Below are 15866 nucleotides of genomic sequence, written 5' to 3'. Positions count from 1 at the left end.
ATTAATTGATGTTTATAGGTACTGCTGTATCATGGGGGTGCGGCCACTGAAGTCCATTTGCTCTGCTCCTTTCATCTCATTCTCACTCAGGATTCACTCTTTTGATTTCCGCTGGCTGGACACGGGCAGCCGGGGATGGATGGTTATCACACTGGCGGATAACGAAAGGGCAGATGTTAGCATTTTTGCGCAGCCCGCTTCATCCGCCAGCCGATGTTTCTGGCTGGCGACTATATCAAATTGCGACAGGCGGTAAAAAGCAAATTTTACGCGGCGGGGAAAACTGTGGAGCCAGCACGCAAATTCGGCGCTTAGCCGCGGCCGGGCGAGGCCGCTGCCGCGCTACAGGTGAGCGTCAGTTCGGTCAGTGCACCCCTTACCTCAGCGGCGTTTTCATTACGTAACCAGAGATATGGCTGGTCATAACTGCAGAATCACAACGGGCGTAAATTTACTACATTGCTCTGTAAGTCGCTTCGTTGAACGATTACCATGAGCATTCGTGTTCATCTGGCTTATGGATATCCGATGCGTTTTAAGGTTGCTCTTCTTCCGCTTATTTGTTTGCTTGCTGCCTGCAGCAGTAAGCCTGCACCCCAGCAGCAATCCGCCGTTGTGCCTGCACCGAAAGGGGGGTTTTTACTGGAACCTTCTCACGCCATTCAGCCGATGTTTGGCGACTTTGCCGGTAATCCGGCGGCGGAACAATTTATCGATCAGATGGTGGCGAAGCACGGTTTCAACCGCGACCAGCTGCATGCGGTCATTGGCCAGGCGAAGCGACTGAATTACGTGCTGCGCCTGATGGATCAGCAGGCGCCGAGCGGGCCGAACGGCGCGTGGATTCGCTATCGCAATAAATTCATCATCTCGGATAACGTGCAGAACGGCGTCGCCTTCTGGAATCAGTATCAGGATGCGCTGCAGCGCCCAGCAGGTGTATGGCGTACCGCCGGAGATCATCGTCGGGATTATTGGGGTGGAAACACGCTGGGGTCGGGTAATGGGCAAAACCCGTCTGCTGGACGCGCTGGCGACGCTCTCGTTTAGCTATCCGCGCCGTGCCGCTTACTTCAGCAGCGAGCTGGAAACCTTCCTGCTGATGGCGCGCACCGAGCAGGACGATCCGCTGGATCTGCGCGGCTCATTCGCCGGGGCGATGGGCTACGGCCAGTTTATGCCGTCCTCCTATAAGCAGTATGCCGTCGATTTTAACGGCGACGGCCATATCAATCTGTGGGATCCGGTGGATGCCATTGGCAGCGTTGCTAACTATTTTAAAGCGCACGGCTGGCGTTCCGGTGAAAACGTAGCCGTGCCCGCCAACGGTCAGGCACCGGCGCTGGAGAACGGTTTTAAAACCTCCTATTCAGTGAATACGCTGGCGGCCAGCGGTCTGGCACCGCAGGGGTCGCTGGACGGCAACAGCCAGGTCAGCCTGCTGCGGCTGGATCTCGGCACCAGCTATCAATACTGGTACGGTCTGCCTAATTTCTACGTGATCACGCGCTACAACCACAGCACGCACTATGCCATGGCAGTGTTGCAACTGGGGCAAGGCGGTCGCCCAGGCGCGTCAGGGCAACATGCTTTAATACTGTCCTTATAAAGTATGAGGGTATAAGATGGCGCCTGTTTTGCGGTGCCTTCTTCATCGCATACCGACCACTGAGGAATATGTATGACGACTTTACCTGCCTGCCCGGCATGCCAGGCAGATTACACTTGGCAGGAGGGTGATAACCTGAACTGCCCCTCCTGCGGCCATATCTGGTCTGCCAGCGCGGATGACAGCAGCGAAGGGCTGGTGGTGCGCGATGCCAACGGTAGCCTGCTGGCAGATGGCGATAGTGTAACCGTAGTGAAAGATCTCAAGGTGAAAGGCAGCTCTTCCACCCTGAAAATCGGCACCAAAGTGAAAAGCATCCGTCTGGTTGAAGGTGACCACAATATCGATTGCAAAATCGACGGCTTCGGTCCGATGAAACTCAAATCTGAGTTTGTGAAAAAGAACTAATTGCAGGACGGCCATGCGCCGTCCTGTCACTTTTCCCCGCAGGATGCGGGAGCAACGACATCCGCGCCCGTGTGCGATATCACCACGCCTGAGCCTGCAGCACCTGACTCCGCTGCGCCACCCACACTTTTTCTGCAACCGCACTTTTCTCTTCGCGCCTCGCGCAGCAAAACAGGTAGTGTGTGACTCTTCCACACAGACAGGAGCGTTGCTATGCAAGACTGGAATCCCCAGCTGTATCGTCAGTTTGAATCTGAGCGTACGCGTCCGGCACAGGAGTTGCTGACGCGTATTCCCGTCAACGAGGTGTGCTTTGCTAGGGACCTGGGATGTGGCCCGGGCAACAGCACGGAACTGCTGGCGCAGGCATGGCCGCAGGCGCACATCACTGGCATCGACAGCTCTGAGGCGATGCTGGAACAGGCGCGGCAACGTCTGCCGGACTGTGATTTTCGTCAGGCCGATATCCGCAGCTGGCAGCCTGAGCAGCCGCAACAGGTCATTTATGCCAACGCGTAGCTGCAATGGCTGACCGACCACGAAACCTTGTTGCCGCATCTGGTAAACCAGCTGGCACCGGGCGGTGCACTGGCGGTGCAAATGCCGGATAACCTGCAGGAGCCGTCGCATCGTCTGATGCGTGAGGTGGCGGCCAGCTCACGCTGGCAGGCGCATATTTCGCCTCAGGCGGCAGAGCGCAAACGCCTGCTGAGCAGCGATCGCTACTATGATTTATTATGCGATGCAGGCTGTCAGGTCGATATCTGGCGCACCACTTACTATCATCCGATGGCGGATGCGCAGGCGATCATCAGCTGACTGCGCGCCACCGGGCTGCGTCCGTTCCTTGCCGCGCTGGATGAGACGCAGCAGGCTGACTTTTTACACGACTATCATCAGGCGCTGCTGCTCGCTTACCCGACGCGCAGTAATGGACAGGTTTTGCTGGCCTTTCCGCGTTTATTTATGGTGGCGGTGAAAACGCGCTGACCCTACCGGAACGCAGTGCGCAAAATGCGACGGCGGCGGTTGAAAAGGGCTTGTCGCCGCACCATTTACTGCTAACGTGAAGCGCCACAACAGGAGAAGGCAATGAACGATGAACAACTTCAGCAGCTCAGCCGCCGTATTGGCGAACAGCTCAGGCATCGTCAGGCGACGGTGACGGCGGCGGAGTCCTGTACCGGCGGCTGGATTGCCAAGGTGTTTACCGACATTAGCGGTAGTTCGGCCTGGTTTGAGCGCGGCTTTGTTACCTATAGCAATGAGGCCAAGCAGCAAATGGTTGGCGTGCAGGCGGCGACGCTGGCGCAGCACGGTGCCGTCAGTGAGCAAACGGTACGCGAAATGGTGACCGGCGCCTGTGCCGCGGCCGGCGCCGGCTATGGTATTGCGGTGAGCGGCATCGCCGGACCGGATGGCGGCACGGCAGAAAAGCCGGTCGGTACCGTCTGGTTTGCGCTGGCGGGTCCGGAGGGCCGCGTGCTGGCGCAGCGCCAGCAGTTTACCGGCGATCGCGATGCTGTCCGGCGTCAGTCGGTCAGCTGGGCGCTGCAGGCGCTGCTGGATGAATTTCTGACAAATTAAACTTGATACTGTATGACTATACAGTGTAATTAGCGGCAACAGAACGAGCAGGCATACACGGTGCCCGCTCACCCGGCATGATTAGGAGTGGAAATGGCGATTGACGAGAACAAACAGAAGGCTTTAGCTGCCGCGCTGGGCCAGATTGAGAAACAATTTGGTAAAGGCTCCATCATGCGCTTGGGTGAAGACCGCTCGATGGATGTTGAAACCATCTCTACCGGCTCCCTGTCGCTGGACATCGCGCTGGGCGCAGGTGGCCTGCCAATGGGCCGTATCGTTGAGATCTACGGACCTGAGTCCTCCGGTAAAACAACGCTGACCCTCCAGGTCATTGCTGCTGCGCAGCGTAAAGGCAAAACCTGTGCCTTTATCGATGCCGAGCACGCGCTGGATCCGGTATACGCCAAGAAACTGGGCGTCGACATTGATAACCTGCTGTGTTCGCAGCCGGATACCGGTGAGCAGGCGCTGGAGATCTGTGATGCGCTGGCCCGTTCTGGTGCGGTAGACGTGATCATCGTTGACTCCGTGGCGGCGCTGACGCCGAAAGCGGAAATCGAAGGTGAAATCGGTGATTCGCACATGGGTCTGGCTGCGCGTATGATGAGCCAGGCGATGCGTAAGCTGGCGGGTAACCTTAAGCAGTCCAACACGCTGCTGATTTTCATCAACCAGATTCGTATGAAGATTGGTGTGATGTTCGGTAACCCGGAAACCACCACCGGTGGTCACGCCCTGAAGTTCTACGCCTCCGTGCGTCTGGATATCCGCCGTATCGGCGCCATTAAAGAGGGCGACGAAGTGGTGGGGAGTGAAACCCGCGTTAAAGTGGTGAAGAACAAAGTGGCGGCACCGTTTAAGCAGGCTGAGTTCCAGATCATGTACGGTGAAGGCATCAACACCTTCGGCGAGCTGGTTGACCTCGGCGTGAAGCACAAACTGGTGGAAAAAGCCGGTGCGTGGTACAGCTACAACGGCGATAAAATCGGCCAAGGTAAAGCGAACGCCACCAACTTCCTCAAAGAGAACCCGGCGATTGCCAATGAGCTCGACGTTAAGCTGCGTGACATGCTGCTGACCGGTGCAACCGCGGAAGCGGCGACAGCGGATAGCGCGGCTGATAAATACGAAGAAGCCAGCGAAACCAACGAAGATTTCTAACAATACCCACGGGAGCAGCAATGCTCCCGTTTTGCTTTTTCCCGCCCGTGCTTTTCCTCTCTGCCTTCTTGCTTTACCCTGCGCAACAGTCACAACAAGGTAATCCTATGTCATCGACCTCATCACAGGCTCCAGAGCCAACCTTTTCCCGGGTACTCGATCGTGCCATGCGTATTTTGTCGCAGCGCGACCATAGCCGCGAAGAGCTGAAACGCAAACTGCAGCTGAACAATCAGCGTGCGGCCTGGCTACAGCAACAGGAGAGCCAGCCGATACCTGAAGCGCTGCTGGAGAAAGTGCTCGACTGGTGTCAGGAGAATGGCTGGCTCAACGACCAGCGTTTTACCGAACGCTTTATTCAGAGTCGCGCGCGCAAAGCCTATGGTCCACAGCGGGTGCGCATGGAGCTGCAGCAGAAAGGCATCGACCGCGATGAGATCAACCAGGCGTTGTTCGACAGTGAGGTTGACTGGAGCCAGTGCGCGGCCGAGGTCGCTAAACGTAAATTCGGCGAACCGCTGCCGCAAAGCTGGGCGGAAAAAAGCAAAGTCCAGCGCTTTCTGATGTCGAAAGGCTTTATGATGGAAGACATTCAGGCGATTTTCAGAAATATTGACGACTGAAAGGCGATGGGATTTTACTTCCCATTGAAGAAAATTTATCTTATTCCCACTTTTTGTTCCTCAGTCAGTGGCGGGCCGGGCGCATGCGGTTTGCCAGCGAAAGGGAACGTTCGTTAGCGTGATTCTAGGAATTTTATGAGCAAGAGCAATGCTGAGATCCGTCAAGCGTTTCTCGACTTTTTTCATAGCAAGGGACATCAGGTTGTAGCCAGCAGCTCCCTCGTACCAAACAACGATCCGACGTTGCTATTTACTAACGCCGGCATGGTGCAATTTAAAGACGTTTTCCTTGGTCAGGACAAGCGAGATTATTCGCGTGCCACCACGTCGCAGCGCTGCGTGCGTGCCGGCGGTAAGCACAATGACTTGGAAAACGTCGGCTACACCGCGCGTCACCACACCTTCTTTGAAATGCTGGGCAACTTCAGCTTTGGCGACTACTTCAAGAAAGAAGCCATTGCCTACGCCTGGGAACTGCTGACGGGCGAGCAGTGGTTTAAGCTGCCGAAAGAGCGTCTGTGGGTAACCGTATACGAAACCGACGACGAAGCCTTTGAAATCTGGGCCAATGACATCGGCGTACCGCGCGAACGTATTATCCGCATTGGCGATAATAAAGGCGGTGCTTACGCCTCTGACAACTTCTGGCAGATGGGTGACACCGGCCCTTGCGGTCCGTGCACCGAAATCTTCTACGATCACGGCGACCATATCTGGGGCGGTCCTCCGGGCAGTCCGGAAGAGGATGGCGATCGCTATATCGAAATCTGGAACATCGTGTTCATGCAGTTCAACCGTCAGGCCGACGGCACCATGCAGCCACTGCCGAAACCGTCGGTGGATACCGGTATGGGCCTTGAGCGTATCGCCGCGGTACTGCAGCATGTGTACTCCAACTATAAAATCGATCTGTTCGCGAAGCTGATTAACGCGGTGGCGCAGGTGACCGGTGCCACCGATCTGAACAACAAATCACTGCGCGTGATCGCCGACCACATCCGTTCATGTGCCTTCCTGATTGCCGATGGTGTCATCCCGTCGAATGAAAACCGTGGCTATGTGCTGCGTCGCATCATTCGTCGCGCGGTGCGTCATGGCAACATGCTGGGCGCGAAAGAAGCGTTCTTCTACAAACTGGTGGCTCCGCTGATCGAGGTGATGGGCGCAGCAGGTGAGGACCTCAAACGTCAGCAGAAGCACGTTGAGAACGCCCTGAAAAATGAAGAAGAGCAGTTTGCTAAAACGCTGGAGCGTGGCCTGGCACTGCTGGACGACGAGCTGGCGAAGCTGAAAGGCGACACCCTCGACGGCGAAACGGTCTTCCGTCTGTATGACACCTTCGGCTTCCCGGCGGACCTGACTGCTGACGTATGCCGTGAGCGCAATCTGAAGATTGACGAAGCGGGCTTTGAAGCGGCGATGGAGCAGCAGCGTCAGCGTGCGCGTGAAGCCAGCGGCTTCGGTACCGATTACAACACGGTTATCCGCTTTGATACGCCGACTCAATTCAAAGGTTACGACCACCTCTCGCTCGAGGCGACGGTGCAGGCGCTATTTGTGGACGGCCAGCAGGTTGAGCAGGTGGCTGCCGGACAGGATGCGGTGGTGATTCTGGATCAGACACCTTTCTACGGTGAGTCTGGCGGCCAGGTGGGCGATACCGGCGTTCTGACCGGGCAAAATGCTGAATTTAGCGTGCAGGATACGCAAAAATATGGCAAAGCCTTCGGTCATATCGGTAAGCTACGCCAGGGGCAGCTGCGGGTGGGCGATCGTCTGCAGGCACAGGTCGATGAAGTGCGTCGTTCGCGCATCATCCTTAACCACTCAGCGACGCATCTGATGCACGAAGCGTTGCGTGAAGTGCTGGGCGATCATGTTGGCCAGAAAGGCTCGCTCAACAACGACAAGTACCTGCGTTTTGACTTCTCACACGGCGAAGCCATGAAGCCGCAGCAGATTCGTGCGGTTGAGGATATCGTTAACGCCCAGATTCGCCGCAACCTGCCTATCACCACTAACGTGATGGACCTGGAAGAGGCGAAAGCGCTGGGCGCCACCGCGCTGTTCGGTGAGAAGTACGATCAGCGTGTGCGCGTGGTCAGCATGGGCGAGTATTCCATTGAGCTGTGCGGCGGTACGCACGCGGCCCGCACCGGTGACATAGGCCTGTTCCGCATTCAGGGCGAAGCCGGCACGGCGGCGGGTATTCGCCGTATCGAAGCGGTGACCGGTGAAGCCGCGATTGCACAACTGCACGCGCAGAGCGATCAGCTAACCGACATTGCTCAGGTGGTGAAAGCCAACCACAGTTATCTGAACGAAAAAGTGCGCGGACTGGTAGAAAACGTGCGTGCGCTGGAGAAAGAGCTGCAACAGCTACGCGATCAGCAAGCGGCGCAGGAAAGCGCTTCACTGAGTAGCAAAGCGGTTGAGGTGAAGGGCGCGAAACTGCTGGTAAGCGAACTCAGCAATGTCGAGCCAAAAATGCTGCGCACGATGGTGGACGATCTGAAAAATCAGCTTGGTTCTGCTGTCATCGTACTGGCAACCGTTGCAGAAGGTAAGGTGTCGCTGATTGCTGGCGTCACCAAAGATCTGACCGATCGGGTGAAAGCCGGTGAGCTGATTGGCGAACTGGCCGCGCAGGTCGGCGGTAAAGGCGGCGGGCGTCCGGACCTGGCGCAGGCTGGCGGAACCGACGCCCAGGCACTTTCTGGCGCGCTGGTTGGCGTGCCGGAGTGGGTGAGTAACCGGCTGTAACGAAATAAAATTAAGCATCGTGAAGAGCGCCAGGAACATCTGTTTCGGCGCTTTTTAACGCGGTGTGCACCAAGTAATGACAAAGTCCGGTTGATGTAGTGTATTTCGGCTAAACTAACTATCAGCAGAATGTATTGGCATGGCAGAATACAATGGTGTATTTGTCATAGGCATTGTTCAGCGTTATATGATGGATATGGCCGGGAGACCGAACAGGCCCGACTCTTTTAATCTTTCAAGGAGCAAAGAATGCTTATTCTAACTCGTCGAGTTGGTGAAACCCTCATGATTGGTGATGAGGTAACTGTAACGGTGCTGGGTGTTAAGGGTAACCAAGTCCGCATAGGCGTAAACGCGCCAAAAGAAGTGTCGGTTCACCGTGAAGAGATCTATCAGCGTATTCAGACTGAAAAAACACAGAGTGCACCTCAATAACGTATTCAGCGCCTCGCTATGTGGCGAGGCGCTACCGCTTCTCTCCCTCCCGTCGTTGTTTTATCCGTTCCCGCTTTCCTGTTTTTTCCGCGAATTATGTTGGCTGCTGCACGCTTTTACTGTTGATAAATCACTTTTTTTGTCGGCAAAATACGCGGATTGCACGTCATTTGCGCAATCAAACCTGAATCGGTAAAAAGTCGGGAAAAATTGTTTGACTTATAAGTCCGGGAAAGTAATATGTGCGCCACGCAGTGCCGATGAGCGGAAACAAAGTTCAAAAGTACGGTTCGCAAGAACGCGTAAGGTGAGGTGGCCGAGAGGCTGAAGGCGCTCCCCTGCTAAGGGAGTATGCGGTCAAAAGCTGCATCCGGGGTTCGAATCCCCGCCTCACCGCCATTTTCCGATGCATCCATAGCTCAGCTGGATAGAGTACTCGGCTACGAACCGAGCGGTCGGAGGTTCGAATCCTCCTGGATGCACTATTCTTTGTATCATTCCTAGGTTGATTTCAGTTAGTCCATCATAAGAAAATCTCTCAATGCATCCATAGCTCAGCTGGATAGTAAATTGGCACACTAAATTTGGCCACCTGAACAGAGGTGATATGCTTACCTCAGAACAACACAGGTGCCATAATGAAAAAAAGAAATTTCAGCGCAGAGTTTAAACGCGAAGCCGCTCAACTGGTCCTTGATCAGAACTACACCGTTGCAGCTGCGGCCAATGCTATGGATGTGGGTCTTTCTACCATGACGCGATGGGGAAAACAGTTGCGGGATGAACGACAGGGCAAAATACCTAAAGCCTCCCCTATAACCCCGGAACAGATTGAAATACGCGAGCTGAAGAAAAAGCTACAACGTATTGAAATGGAAAACGACATATTAAAAAAGGCTACCCACCGGTATAAACGTGGTGGTCATGAACACATCGTTATCCCGAATCGCCTTGAGCGACAGTTCGCAGTGACAGAGCCTAATCAGGTGTGGTGCGGCGATGTGACGTACATCTGGACAGGCAGGCGTTGGGCTTACCTCGCTGTTGTTCTCGATCTGTTGGCAAGGAAACCGGTAGGCTGGGCAATGTCATTCTCACCGGACAGCAGGCTGACCATCAAAGCGCAGGAAATGGCGTGGGAAACTCGCGGTAAACCAGCCGGAGCGATGTTCCACAGTGACCAGGGTAGCCACTATACAAGCAGGCAGTTACTGTGGCGTTGCCGGATCAGGCAGAGTATGATCCGACGTGGAAACTGTTGGGACAACAGCCCGATGGAACGCTTCTTCAGAAGTCTGAAAAACGAGTGGGTGCCAGTGACAGGTTATATAAACTTTAGCGAAGCTGCACATGCGATCACAGACTATATCGTCGGATATTACAGCTCGCTAAGGCCGCATGACTATAACGGTGGGTTACCCCCAAACGAATCGGAAAACCGATACTGGAAAAACTCTAAAGCGGTGGCCAGTTTTAGTTGACCAATTCAAGGAGAGTTTTAGCCTGGATGGAAAGCGGCACTACATGAGGGCGGCGCATCTTCATCCGCTCTGCGGGGATCTGCCAGATGCCTTTCTCTAAATCGAATTCAGCCCATTCAGCAGCGCGTAATTCAATCGTGCGCGTACCAGTAAGCATCAATAGCCGGGTGGCATTTTGTGTAACCTTACTGCCAGTGTATTCACTGAGTGCGCGAAGGAAGCCCCCTATCTGTTCGGTTAGAATGATGAGGGAAATGCTTTTGCTTAGGCGCTTTGAGTGCGCCTGCGAGATCGGTAACGGGGTTATGCTCGGCTCTGCCGGAGATGACGGCATAGGTAAAAATCTGGCGGCAAGCCTGGCGGGTTTTCTTCAGCTTATCCAGAACGCCGCGCTGCTCCATCTTTCTGAGCACCAGCAGCATCTCTGCCGCTTTGATTTCTGCGATGGCACGTTTACCGATAAACGGGAACACATCTTTTTGCAGGTACTCCAGAATGTCACTGGCATAGCCCTGTGACAAGTTAGGGCGCTTATGCTCATGCCATTCAATAGCCAGTGCTTCGAAGCTGTTACTGACCGCCAGAATCCTAGCCTGCTTCTCTGTCTGTTTAACTTCGCCCGGATCTCAACCAGCAGCCAAAGTACGTTTAGCTTCGTCACGCTTAACCCTGGCATCAGCCAGAGACACGTCAGGATATACCCCCCCCCAGCGCCAGCAGCTTTTCTTTTCCCGCAAAGCGGTACTTTAAGCGCCAGTATCGTGAGCCATTGGTATTAACGAGAAGGTAAAGGCCGCCGCCGTCAGAGAGCTTATAGGCTTTATCTTTGGCCTTTTTTGAAGTATCCACTGTGCGGGCATTGAGTTTCAATTTGGGGGTATCTCATTTCATTGAACAGAACTATACCCCCAAATGTACCCCCACATGATTGTTGATTTCAATAGATGTTAGTATACGTTGAGATAACGAGATTCGTGGGAAGGTGCTTACCAGCTGAGGTTTTGTGGACTTTAGTAGACGCCCTACAGGATTCGAACCTGTGACCTACGGCTTAGAAGGGCGATAACTTCTGATTTTAACGCATAACAAATGATTTCATTCAGTTTCAACTTGCTGTAATAAAAATAGTTTTACATGTTGTATAATTTCACATTTATAACATAGTATTTCACCATAACGACACCCGTAAGAGCACCCGTAATGGCAGGAATCTTACTCACTGACAGCAAGATAAAGGGCATCAAACCCAAAGAGCAAGCATATTACGTGTGGCAGGCATCAGCCACCAGAGGTACAGGACGCTTGGGGCTGAAAGTTTACCCTTCCGGCAGAAAGATTTTTGTTTACAAGTACCATAAAGAGGGTGCTCGAAAATTCCTTTCACTGGGAGATTATCCCAAGGTAACGCTCGCAGAAGCAACCGCAAAAGCCCTCACCGCCGCTGCCAATATCACAGCGCCAGAAACGTCTATTGCTGAACACGCTACTATAAAACAATTTTTTGACGATTACATCACCACTCAAAAAAACAAGGTAATCGCTCTTATGACAAAACAAAAAACAGACTCAACCAAGTGTTAACCAGTAAGTACATTGATCCTGCTACACCCGCTAAGGAAATAACACCCGTTCAGATTAAGCGTGTTCTTGCAGAGTTTATAGAACGTGGGGCAAACGCCGGGGCAAAGATTCTGAAACGGCAGAGAGAAAAATATCCAGACGCGATGTTTCTTTTTCCAGGCAATACAAAAGAAGGGCATTTGCTGTCCGCTGAGTACAGTAAACAACTCCGTAAATTTTATAAATTAACCGGTTTTGATAAATTCACACCCAGAGATATTCGCCGTACCTTTAAAACCCTGGCAGGGGATATGGGCATTAGTACGGAAATGCGTGATAGACTTCAAAATCATAAAAGGCCAGGTGTGTCAGAGAAACATTACGATAGGTATGATTACCTAAGAGAAAAACGAGAAATAATTGAACAGTGGGAAACAAAGTTGCTTAGCTTGTAATTTATCAATTTTTGTTATCTATCTAACAGATAGCAATATGGCCCGTTACATCGTTATGTGTTGGGCTTATTACTTCAATTGGCATTTATTAACTTAGCTTGGTACACTGTACCCATGACAAAATCATCACTCTCAATACATGATTCACTGTTCAAAAAGTTCCTTGGCGATATCGCTGTAGCTAGAGACTTTTTGGAGGTACATTTGCCACCTCATCTTCGGGAGCGCTGCGATTTCAGTACTCTTGCGATGGAATCAGGCAGCTTTATCGAAGATGACTTGCGCACCCAGTGTTCAGATATGCTTTACTCGATAAAGACTACGATGGGCCACGATGGTTACGTTTATTGTCTTGTCGAGCACCAGAGCCGCCCTGAAGAGCTAATGGCATTCAGGCTTTTACGGTACAGTGTAGCAGCCATGCAGCGGCACCTTGAACAAGGCAACGACACCTTGCCGGTAGTGATCCCACTGCTGTTCTACCACGGCACCATATCACCCTATCCGTACACTACCCAATGGTTTGACTGCTTTATAGCTCAGGCAGGAAATACGATTGACGGCGAGGGATTCATACGTGCCCTTGCGGAAAAGGCACCGACTTACCGGGAGGATTTTATGACGATTGCAGAACAGCTTGAGGCTAGAGGTGAGGCTAGAGGTATCCAACTAGGCAAACAGGAAGGCTACCAGCTAGGCCGACAGGATGGGGTTAACGAAGGTGAGAAAAACGCCTCACGTAAAATTGCTCAACAGTTACTAGCTAACGGTGCAGAGCGCAATCTTATAAAAATTTCTACTGGCCTTTCAGAGGATGAACTAGATAAACTATGAGGCAAGAAGCTAGCTCGCCTCTAGCTTACAGATGAATTTCAATATAAAACAATGGCTTATTAATTATTTTATACCGTTTTCCCTTATCCGTTTCAGCATTCAATAACTTTCAGCAAGAACTCCCAGAAACAATCCTGATTAACCAGCCAATTATCAAACTCATTTTGTATAGTCATCCAGCTTTCTGGTCGTAGTGGGATGATCTGACAGCCGAATCCTCGTCCGTTTTTCTTATCTGCTTTTGTACTTCCTCTCCATCGGTTCCATAGTGTGCGAGAGTCGGCGCTATTTGGCCGACTGATGGCGCTACTTTGTCGGTCATTAGCCACATTGTGTATTTTTCAAAAAGACTTGTATTTGTAATTTGGAGTATAGGTTGAAGACCTGGCTCAGCATGTCCTCCTTCATAATTTTTTAACGAACTTAATGCTATCCCGCTAATTTTACAGAATGTTATCTGTGTTAACCCCTCTGCTTTTCTGATGGCTTTAATCTTTTGAGACATTTTCATTTGACAAGGTTCCAGATGGTAGACTACATTCTCAATAAAGGTCTGTGTTATAGAACCTTTATTGATCTGCAACTGCCTCTAAAACCAGACAACTGGATAAATCAAGGCAAATGCACCCAACTTAAGAATACCAGAAATTAGGTTTTTAAGCGGTTAGAAGTGGTTGGAAAGAATTTCATTAGGGGGCGAAGTGAGCAACGACGACTACGAGATCAGATATCCGATAGACGCAGTGAACATAAAAAAATTTGCTGAATTGCTCGGTAAAACTCCTAGTGCGGTAAAGGATATGGCTGAAAACCAAAAGTTACCTGTCATTTTCTTGAAAGATCCAAACAAACCCAACGCCAGAGTTGGCGAGAGGTGGATATATCTCCCTGAATTTAACCGAATAGTCCGAGAAGCTTACTTTAACCGTCCCGCAGAAGAACGTGATGCCTGGCTTAAATGGCTTGGGTTGTGAACCAAGCAAGAAATTTGAACAAAAGTCCATAGCCAGCGTTTAGTGCGGAACTGCTCTTTAACAATACGGTATCAGCAAAAAAATCTGTGAAACGGATGGCAGGGAAATTGCGCCTGTCATTTGCTGATAGCTTCAAAGTTGTTTTTTGAAGCGAAGTCAAACCGATGTTTATCGGGACTTTCCGGCCGGACGTATGCCGATACAGGTGTACACAAATCACCAATAGGTGGATTTGTAGTAAGTATTTCTTGTGTACTTACCATAAATCTTCTTGTAGGGGGATATGAATTAATGAATGCCCGACAACGTTGCCGTGAACGGCGGCAAATGCGCTATCGAGACCAGTGCAGAATACGACAGATAAGATTGAATATTATTCGTACTGCTAACGCACAGCAACGTTCAACCGAAGAGATAATTGATGATGTTTGGCGTGATTATCCCGCTAAAGATAATGAATTAATTAACTTTATTCTCGCATTTAAAAGAAAGCTTGCCGACCATCCCTCAAGTAGCATTGATAACCGTTGCTTAACGAAAACGTATCTTTATACGGTCAAGAACCGCTATCGCCGAAGAAGGAAGCCGTATGGACATTCAAACTGAAAATGAAATTCTTCGGGCACTGAAAAAATTAACGGTTGAAGAAGAGGAATTTTGTCAGCCGGGCGGGGAATATTTATACGAAAGTTTAACCAACGCTTATCTTGCTCAAAAACTCGCGGATGCAGACAAAGGCAATGACTACGACGCATGGTTACTGGCACTGGAAACTACCGACGGATTCGATGAAGTTCTTTACGACGTTACCCAGAAAGTCGAACAAATTTTATATCTGATGCGATGCCGTGATGCTTACTACGAGGTACCTGCTTAATGAAAGACAAAACGCACTATAGAAAGGCGTTCGATTCTCCTTATTTGAGCAGCGCCGATATCGTTGAGCCGACACTATTAACCCTCTCTCATGTTGTGCTGGAATCAGATAAAACCAGGAAAACGCAAGACAGGTTCAATACCGCTTATTTCAAAGAGAAACAGATTAGACCAAACGAAAAACTTAAACCAATGATTCTTAATGCAACCAATAGCAAGGTCATTAAAAAATATCAGGTTCATCATTTATTGAGGACTGGCAGAATTTAACCGTGATGATTGGGGTTGAGCATGTCAAGTTTGGGCGTGAATATGTTGAGGGATTAAGGATTTATCCTGCCATTACCCAGAAAAAAACATTAACACCCAATCAGGTTGAAATGTGGGGAAAGGCCAAACAAAGCTATATCAATAATAAGTCGCTCGACAAAGTATTAGAGCGTGTTGAGATATCGCCGGAAGACCAGGAACGCCTCAAGCAGGAGTGCGCTAATGCAATGGCATGACGTACAACAAAATACAGAAGCGTGGGATGCGCTTCGTTTAGGAAAGGTTACTGCATCACAATTTAACTGTTTTATGGCCAACCAGGGAAAAACTTTCGGCGAACCTGCCAAGCGATATGCGTTACAGATTGCCCTGGAAATTATTACAGGGAAAAAATCAGAATTTAGTTTCACTAATGACCACATGTTACGCGGACACGAACAGGAGCCAGTCGCCAGAAGGTTATACGAAGAAACAAACTTTGTTGATGTCACTAACGGTGGATTTTTTGATTGCGGTGATTATGGCGATAGTCCGGACGGATTAGCTGGAAATGATGGTGTTATTGAAATTAAGTCCGTTACCGCCGCTGTGCATTTTGCAACACTGAAACGTATAACGTTTGACCCCGCTTATAAATAGCAACTTATCGGCCATCTTGATTGTACTGAACGAGACTGGGTCGATTTCGTCAGCTATTGCGCGGATTTTCCTGAGCATCGGCAATTAATATCGCACAGGCTATATCGTAAAGAGTGCGAAGAAGAGATTAATCAACTTCGAGCAAGAAGAAAAGATTTTCTTAATCTGGTTGCCACTATCTGTGATGT

The 15866-nt window shown here is 51.0% G+C and carries 16 protein-coding genes, 2 tRNA genes and 4 pseudogenes; 20 read left to right on the top strand and 2 right to left on the bottom strand.

The window, feature by feature from the left end:
* Positions 1–528: 528 nt before the first annotated feature.
* The 11 genes and pseudogenes from mltB to AC6I8M_RS16885 all read left to right on the top strand — a co-directional run bounded on the left by mltB (position 529) and on the right by AC6I8M_RS16885 (position 10070).
* Positions 529–1595, top strand: a pseudogene (mltB, locus tag AC6I8M_RS16935) (lytic murein transglycosylase B).
* Between the two features lie 86 nt (positions 1596–1681).
* Positions 1682–2017, top strand: a complete 336-nt coding sequence (locus AC6I8M_RS16930; protein WP_010616728.1) for a zinc ribbon domain-containing protein YjdM — start codon at positions 1682–1684, stop codon at positions 2015–2017.
* 213 nt (positions 2018–2230) lie between these two features.
* Positions 2231–3007: pseudogene (tam, locus tag AC6I8M_RS16925) on the top strand (trans-aconitate 2-methyltransferase).
* Positions 3008–3109: 102 nt separating this feature from the next.
* A complete protein-coding gene (pncC, locus tag AC6I8M_RS16920) occupies positions 3110–3604 on the top strand; it encodes a nicotinamide-nucleotide amidase (protein WP_010616727.1) in 495 nt (164 codons plus the stop codon).
* Between the two features lie 93 nt (positions 3605–3697).
* On the top strand, positions 3698–4768 hold the full coding sequence (recA, locus tag AC6I8M_RS16915; RefSeq protein ID WP_010616726.1) for a recombinase RecA: 1071 nt from the start codon (positions 3698–3700) through the stop codon (positions 4766–4768).
* Between the two features lie 107 nt (positions 4769–4875).
* Positions 4876–5391, top strand: a complete 516-nt coding sequence (locus tag AC6I8M_RS16910; protein WP_498013518.1) for a regulatory protein RecX — start codon at positions 4876–4878, stop codon at positions 5389–5391.
* Between the two features lie 135 nt (positions 5392–5526).
* Complete coding sequence (gene alaS / locus AC6I8M_RS16905) at positions 5527–8154, top strand: alanine--tRNA ligase (RefSeq protein ID WP_058948990.1); 2628 nt, start codon at positions 5527–5529, stop codon at positions 8152–8154.
* Between the two features lie 249 nt (positions 8155–8403).
* Entirely contained in the window at positions 8404–8589 is a 186-nt protein-coding gene (gene csrA, locus AC6I8M_RS16900) for a carbon storage regulator CsrA (RefSeq protein ID WP_010616723.1), read from the top strand.
* A 306-nt stretch (positions 8590–8895) separates the two neighbouring features.
* Positions 8896–8988: transfer RNA gene (locus AC6I8M_RS16895), tRNA-Ser, on the top strand.
* Positions 8989–8997: 9 nt separating this feature from the next.
* A tRNA-Arg gene (locus AC6I8M_RS16890) sits at positions 8998–9071 on the top strand.
* 156 nt (positions 9072–9227) lie between these two features.
* The gene (locus AC6I8M_RS16885; protein WP_022537112.1) at positions 9228–10070 is read left to right on the top strand and encodes an IS3 family transposase; all 843 of its coding nucleotides are present in this window, start codon (positions 9228–9230) and stop codon (positions 10068–10070) included.
* A gap of 4 nt (positions 10071–10074) precedes the next feature.
* Here AC6I8M_RS16885 and AC6I8M_RS16880 read toward each other — a convergent pair.
* Positions 10075–10940: pseudogene (locus tag AC6I8M_RS16880) on the bottom strand (tyrosine-type recombinase/integrase); the annotation flags it as partial.
* 330 nt (positions 10941–11270) lie between these two features.
* Here AC6I8M_RS16880 and AC6I8M_RS16875 point away from each other — a divergent pair.
* The 4 genes and pseudogenes from AC6I8M_RS16875 (at position 11271) to AC6I8M_RS16860 (ending at position 12919) form a co-directional block, all read left to right on the top strand.
* Complete coding sequence (locus tag AC6I8M_RS16875; RefSeq protein ID WP_010615835.1) at positions 11271–11651, top strand: Arm DNA-binding domain-containing protein; 381 nt, start codon at positions 11271–11273, stop codon at positions 11649–11651.
* A complete protein-coding gene (locus AC6I8M_RS16870; RefSeq protein WP_058948882.1) occupies positions 11645–12085 on the top strand; it encodes a site-specific integrase in 441 nt (146 codons plus the stop codon). Before AC6I8M_RS16875 ends, AC6I8M_RS16870 begins: the two co-directional genes overlap by 7 nt.
* Positions 12086–12199: 114 nt before the next feature.
* A pseudogene (locus tag AC6I8M_RS16865) lies at positions 12200–12619 on the top strand (Rpn family recombination-promoting nuclease/putative transposase); the annotation flags it as partial.
* An 84-nt stretch (positions 12620–12703) separates the two neighbouring features.
* Complete coding sequence (locus AC6I8M_RS16860; protein WP_498013828.1) at positions 12704–12919, top strand: Rpn/YhgA-type helix-turn-helix domain-containing protein; 216 nt, start codon at positions 12704–12706, stop codon at positions 12917–12919.
* A gap of 172 nt (positions 12920–13091) precedes the next feature.
* On the opposite strand, the gene AC6I8M_RS16855 is transcribed toward AC6I8M_RS16860, so the two are convergent.
* On the bottom strand, positions 13092–13430 hold the full coding sequence (locus AC6I8M_RS16855) for a helix-turn-helix domain-containing protein (RefSeq protein ID WP_010615838.1): 339 nt from the start codon (positions 13428–13430) through the stop codon (positions 13092–13094).
* Between the two features lie 190 nt (positions 13431–13620).
* Between AC6I8M_RS16855 and AC6I8M_RS16850 the strand changes: the two genes are divergently transcribed.
* From AC6I8M_RS16850 to AC6I8M_RS16830, 5 genes are all read left to right on the top strand, one after another.
* Complete coding sequence (locus AC6I8M_RS16850; protein ID WP_058948884.1) at positions 13621–13893, top strand: Cox family DNA-binding protein; 273 nt, start codon at positions 13621–13623, stop codon at positions 13891–13893.
* A 589-nt stretch (positions 13894–14482) separates the two neighbouring features.
* Entirely contained in the window at positions 14483–14770 is a 288-nt protein-coding gene (locus tag AC6I8M_RS16845; protein WP_010615840.1) for a hypothetical protein, read from the top strand.
* Positions 14770–15039 (top strand): hypothetical protein, encoded by a 270-nt coding sequence (locus tag AC6I8M_RS16840; RefSeq protein WP_010615841.1) that lies wholly within the window; start codon positions 14770–14772, stop codon positions 15037–15039. Before AC6I8M_RS16845 ends, AC6I8M_RS16840 begins: the two co-directional genes overlap by 1 nt.
* 2 nt (positions 15040–15041) lie before the next feature.
* Positions 15042–15275: a hypothetical protein gene (locus tag AC6I8M_RS16835; RefSeq protein WP_318285201.1), complete on the top strand. Its 234-nt coding sequence runs from the start codon at positions 15042–15044 to the stop codon at positions 15273–15275.
* A complete protein-coding gene (locus tag AC6I8M_RS16830; protein ID WP_010615843.1) occupies positions 15262–15678 on the top strand; it encodes a YqaJ viral recombinase family protein in 417 nt (138 codons plus the stop codon). Before AC6I8M_RS16835 ends, AC6I8M_RS16830 begins: the two co-directional genes overlap by 14 nt.
* Positions 15679–15866 lie beyond the last annotated feature (188 nt).

This window comes from Type-A symbiont of Plautia stali (assembly GCF_059731155.1).
The sequence above is the reverse complement of the archived record's forward strand: the minus strand, read 5'-3'. Positions and strand labels throughout refer to the sequence as shown.

Bases quoted from the DNA above. Each gene is read 5' to 3' on its own strand.
- AC6I8M_RS16930 (WP_010616728.1), top strand. From the start codon at position 1,682: ATGACGACTTTACCTGCCTGCCCGGCATGCCAGGCAGATTACACTTGG.
- pncC (WP_010616727.1), top strand. From the start codon at position 3,110: ATGAACGATGAACAACTTCAGCAGCTCAGCCGCCGTATTGGCGAACAG.
- recA (WP_010616726.1), top strand. From the start codon at position 3,698: ATGGCGATTGACGAGAACAAACAGAAGGCTTTAGCTGCCGCGCTGGGC.
- AC6I8M_RS16910 (WP_498013518.1), top strand. From the start codon at position 4,876: ATGTCATCGACCTCATCACAGGCTCCAGAGCCAACCTTTTCCCGGGTA.
- alaS (WP_058948990.1), top strand. From the start codon at position 5,527: ATGAGCAAGAGCAATGCTGAGATCCGTCAAGCGTTTCTCGACTTTTTT.
- csrA (WP_010616723.1), top strand. From the start codon at position 8,404: ATGCTTATTCTAACTCGTCGAGTTGGTGAAACCCTCATGATTGGTGAT.
- AC6I8M_RS16885 (WP_022537112.1), top strand. From the start codon at position 9,228: ATGAAAAAAAGAAATTTCAGCGCAGAGTTTAAACGCGAAGCCGCTCAA.
- AC6I8M_RS16875 (WP_010615835.1), top strand. From the start codon at position 11,271: ATGGCAGGAATCTTACTCACTGACAGCAAGATAAAGGGCATCAAACCC.
- AC6I8M_RS16860 (WP_498013828.1), top strand. From the start codon at position 12,704: ATGACGATTGCAGAACAGCTTGAGGCTAGAGGTGAGGCTAGAGGTATC.
- AC6I8M_RS16855 (WP_010615838.1), bottom strand. From the start codon at position 13,430: ATGAAAATGTCTCAAAAGATTAAAGCCATCAGAAAAGCAGAGGGGTTA.
- AC6I8M_RS16845 (WP_010615840.1), top strand. From the start codon at position 14,483: ATGGACATTCAAACTGAAAATGAAATTCTTCGGGCACTGAAAAAATTA.
- AC6I8M_RS16840 (WP_010615841.1), top strand. From the start codon at position 14,770: ATGAAAGACAAAACGCACTATAGAAAGGCGTTCGATTCTCCTTATTTG.
- AC6I8M_RS16830 (WP_010615843.1), top strand. From the start codon at position 15,262: ATGCAATGGCATGACGTACAACAAAATACAGAAGCGTGGGATGCGCTT.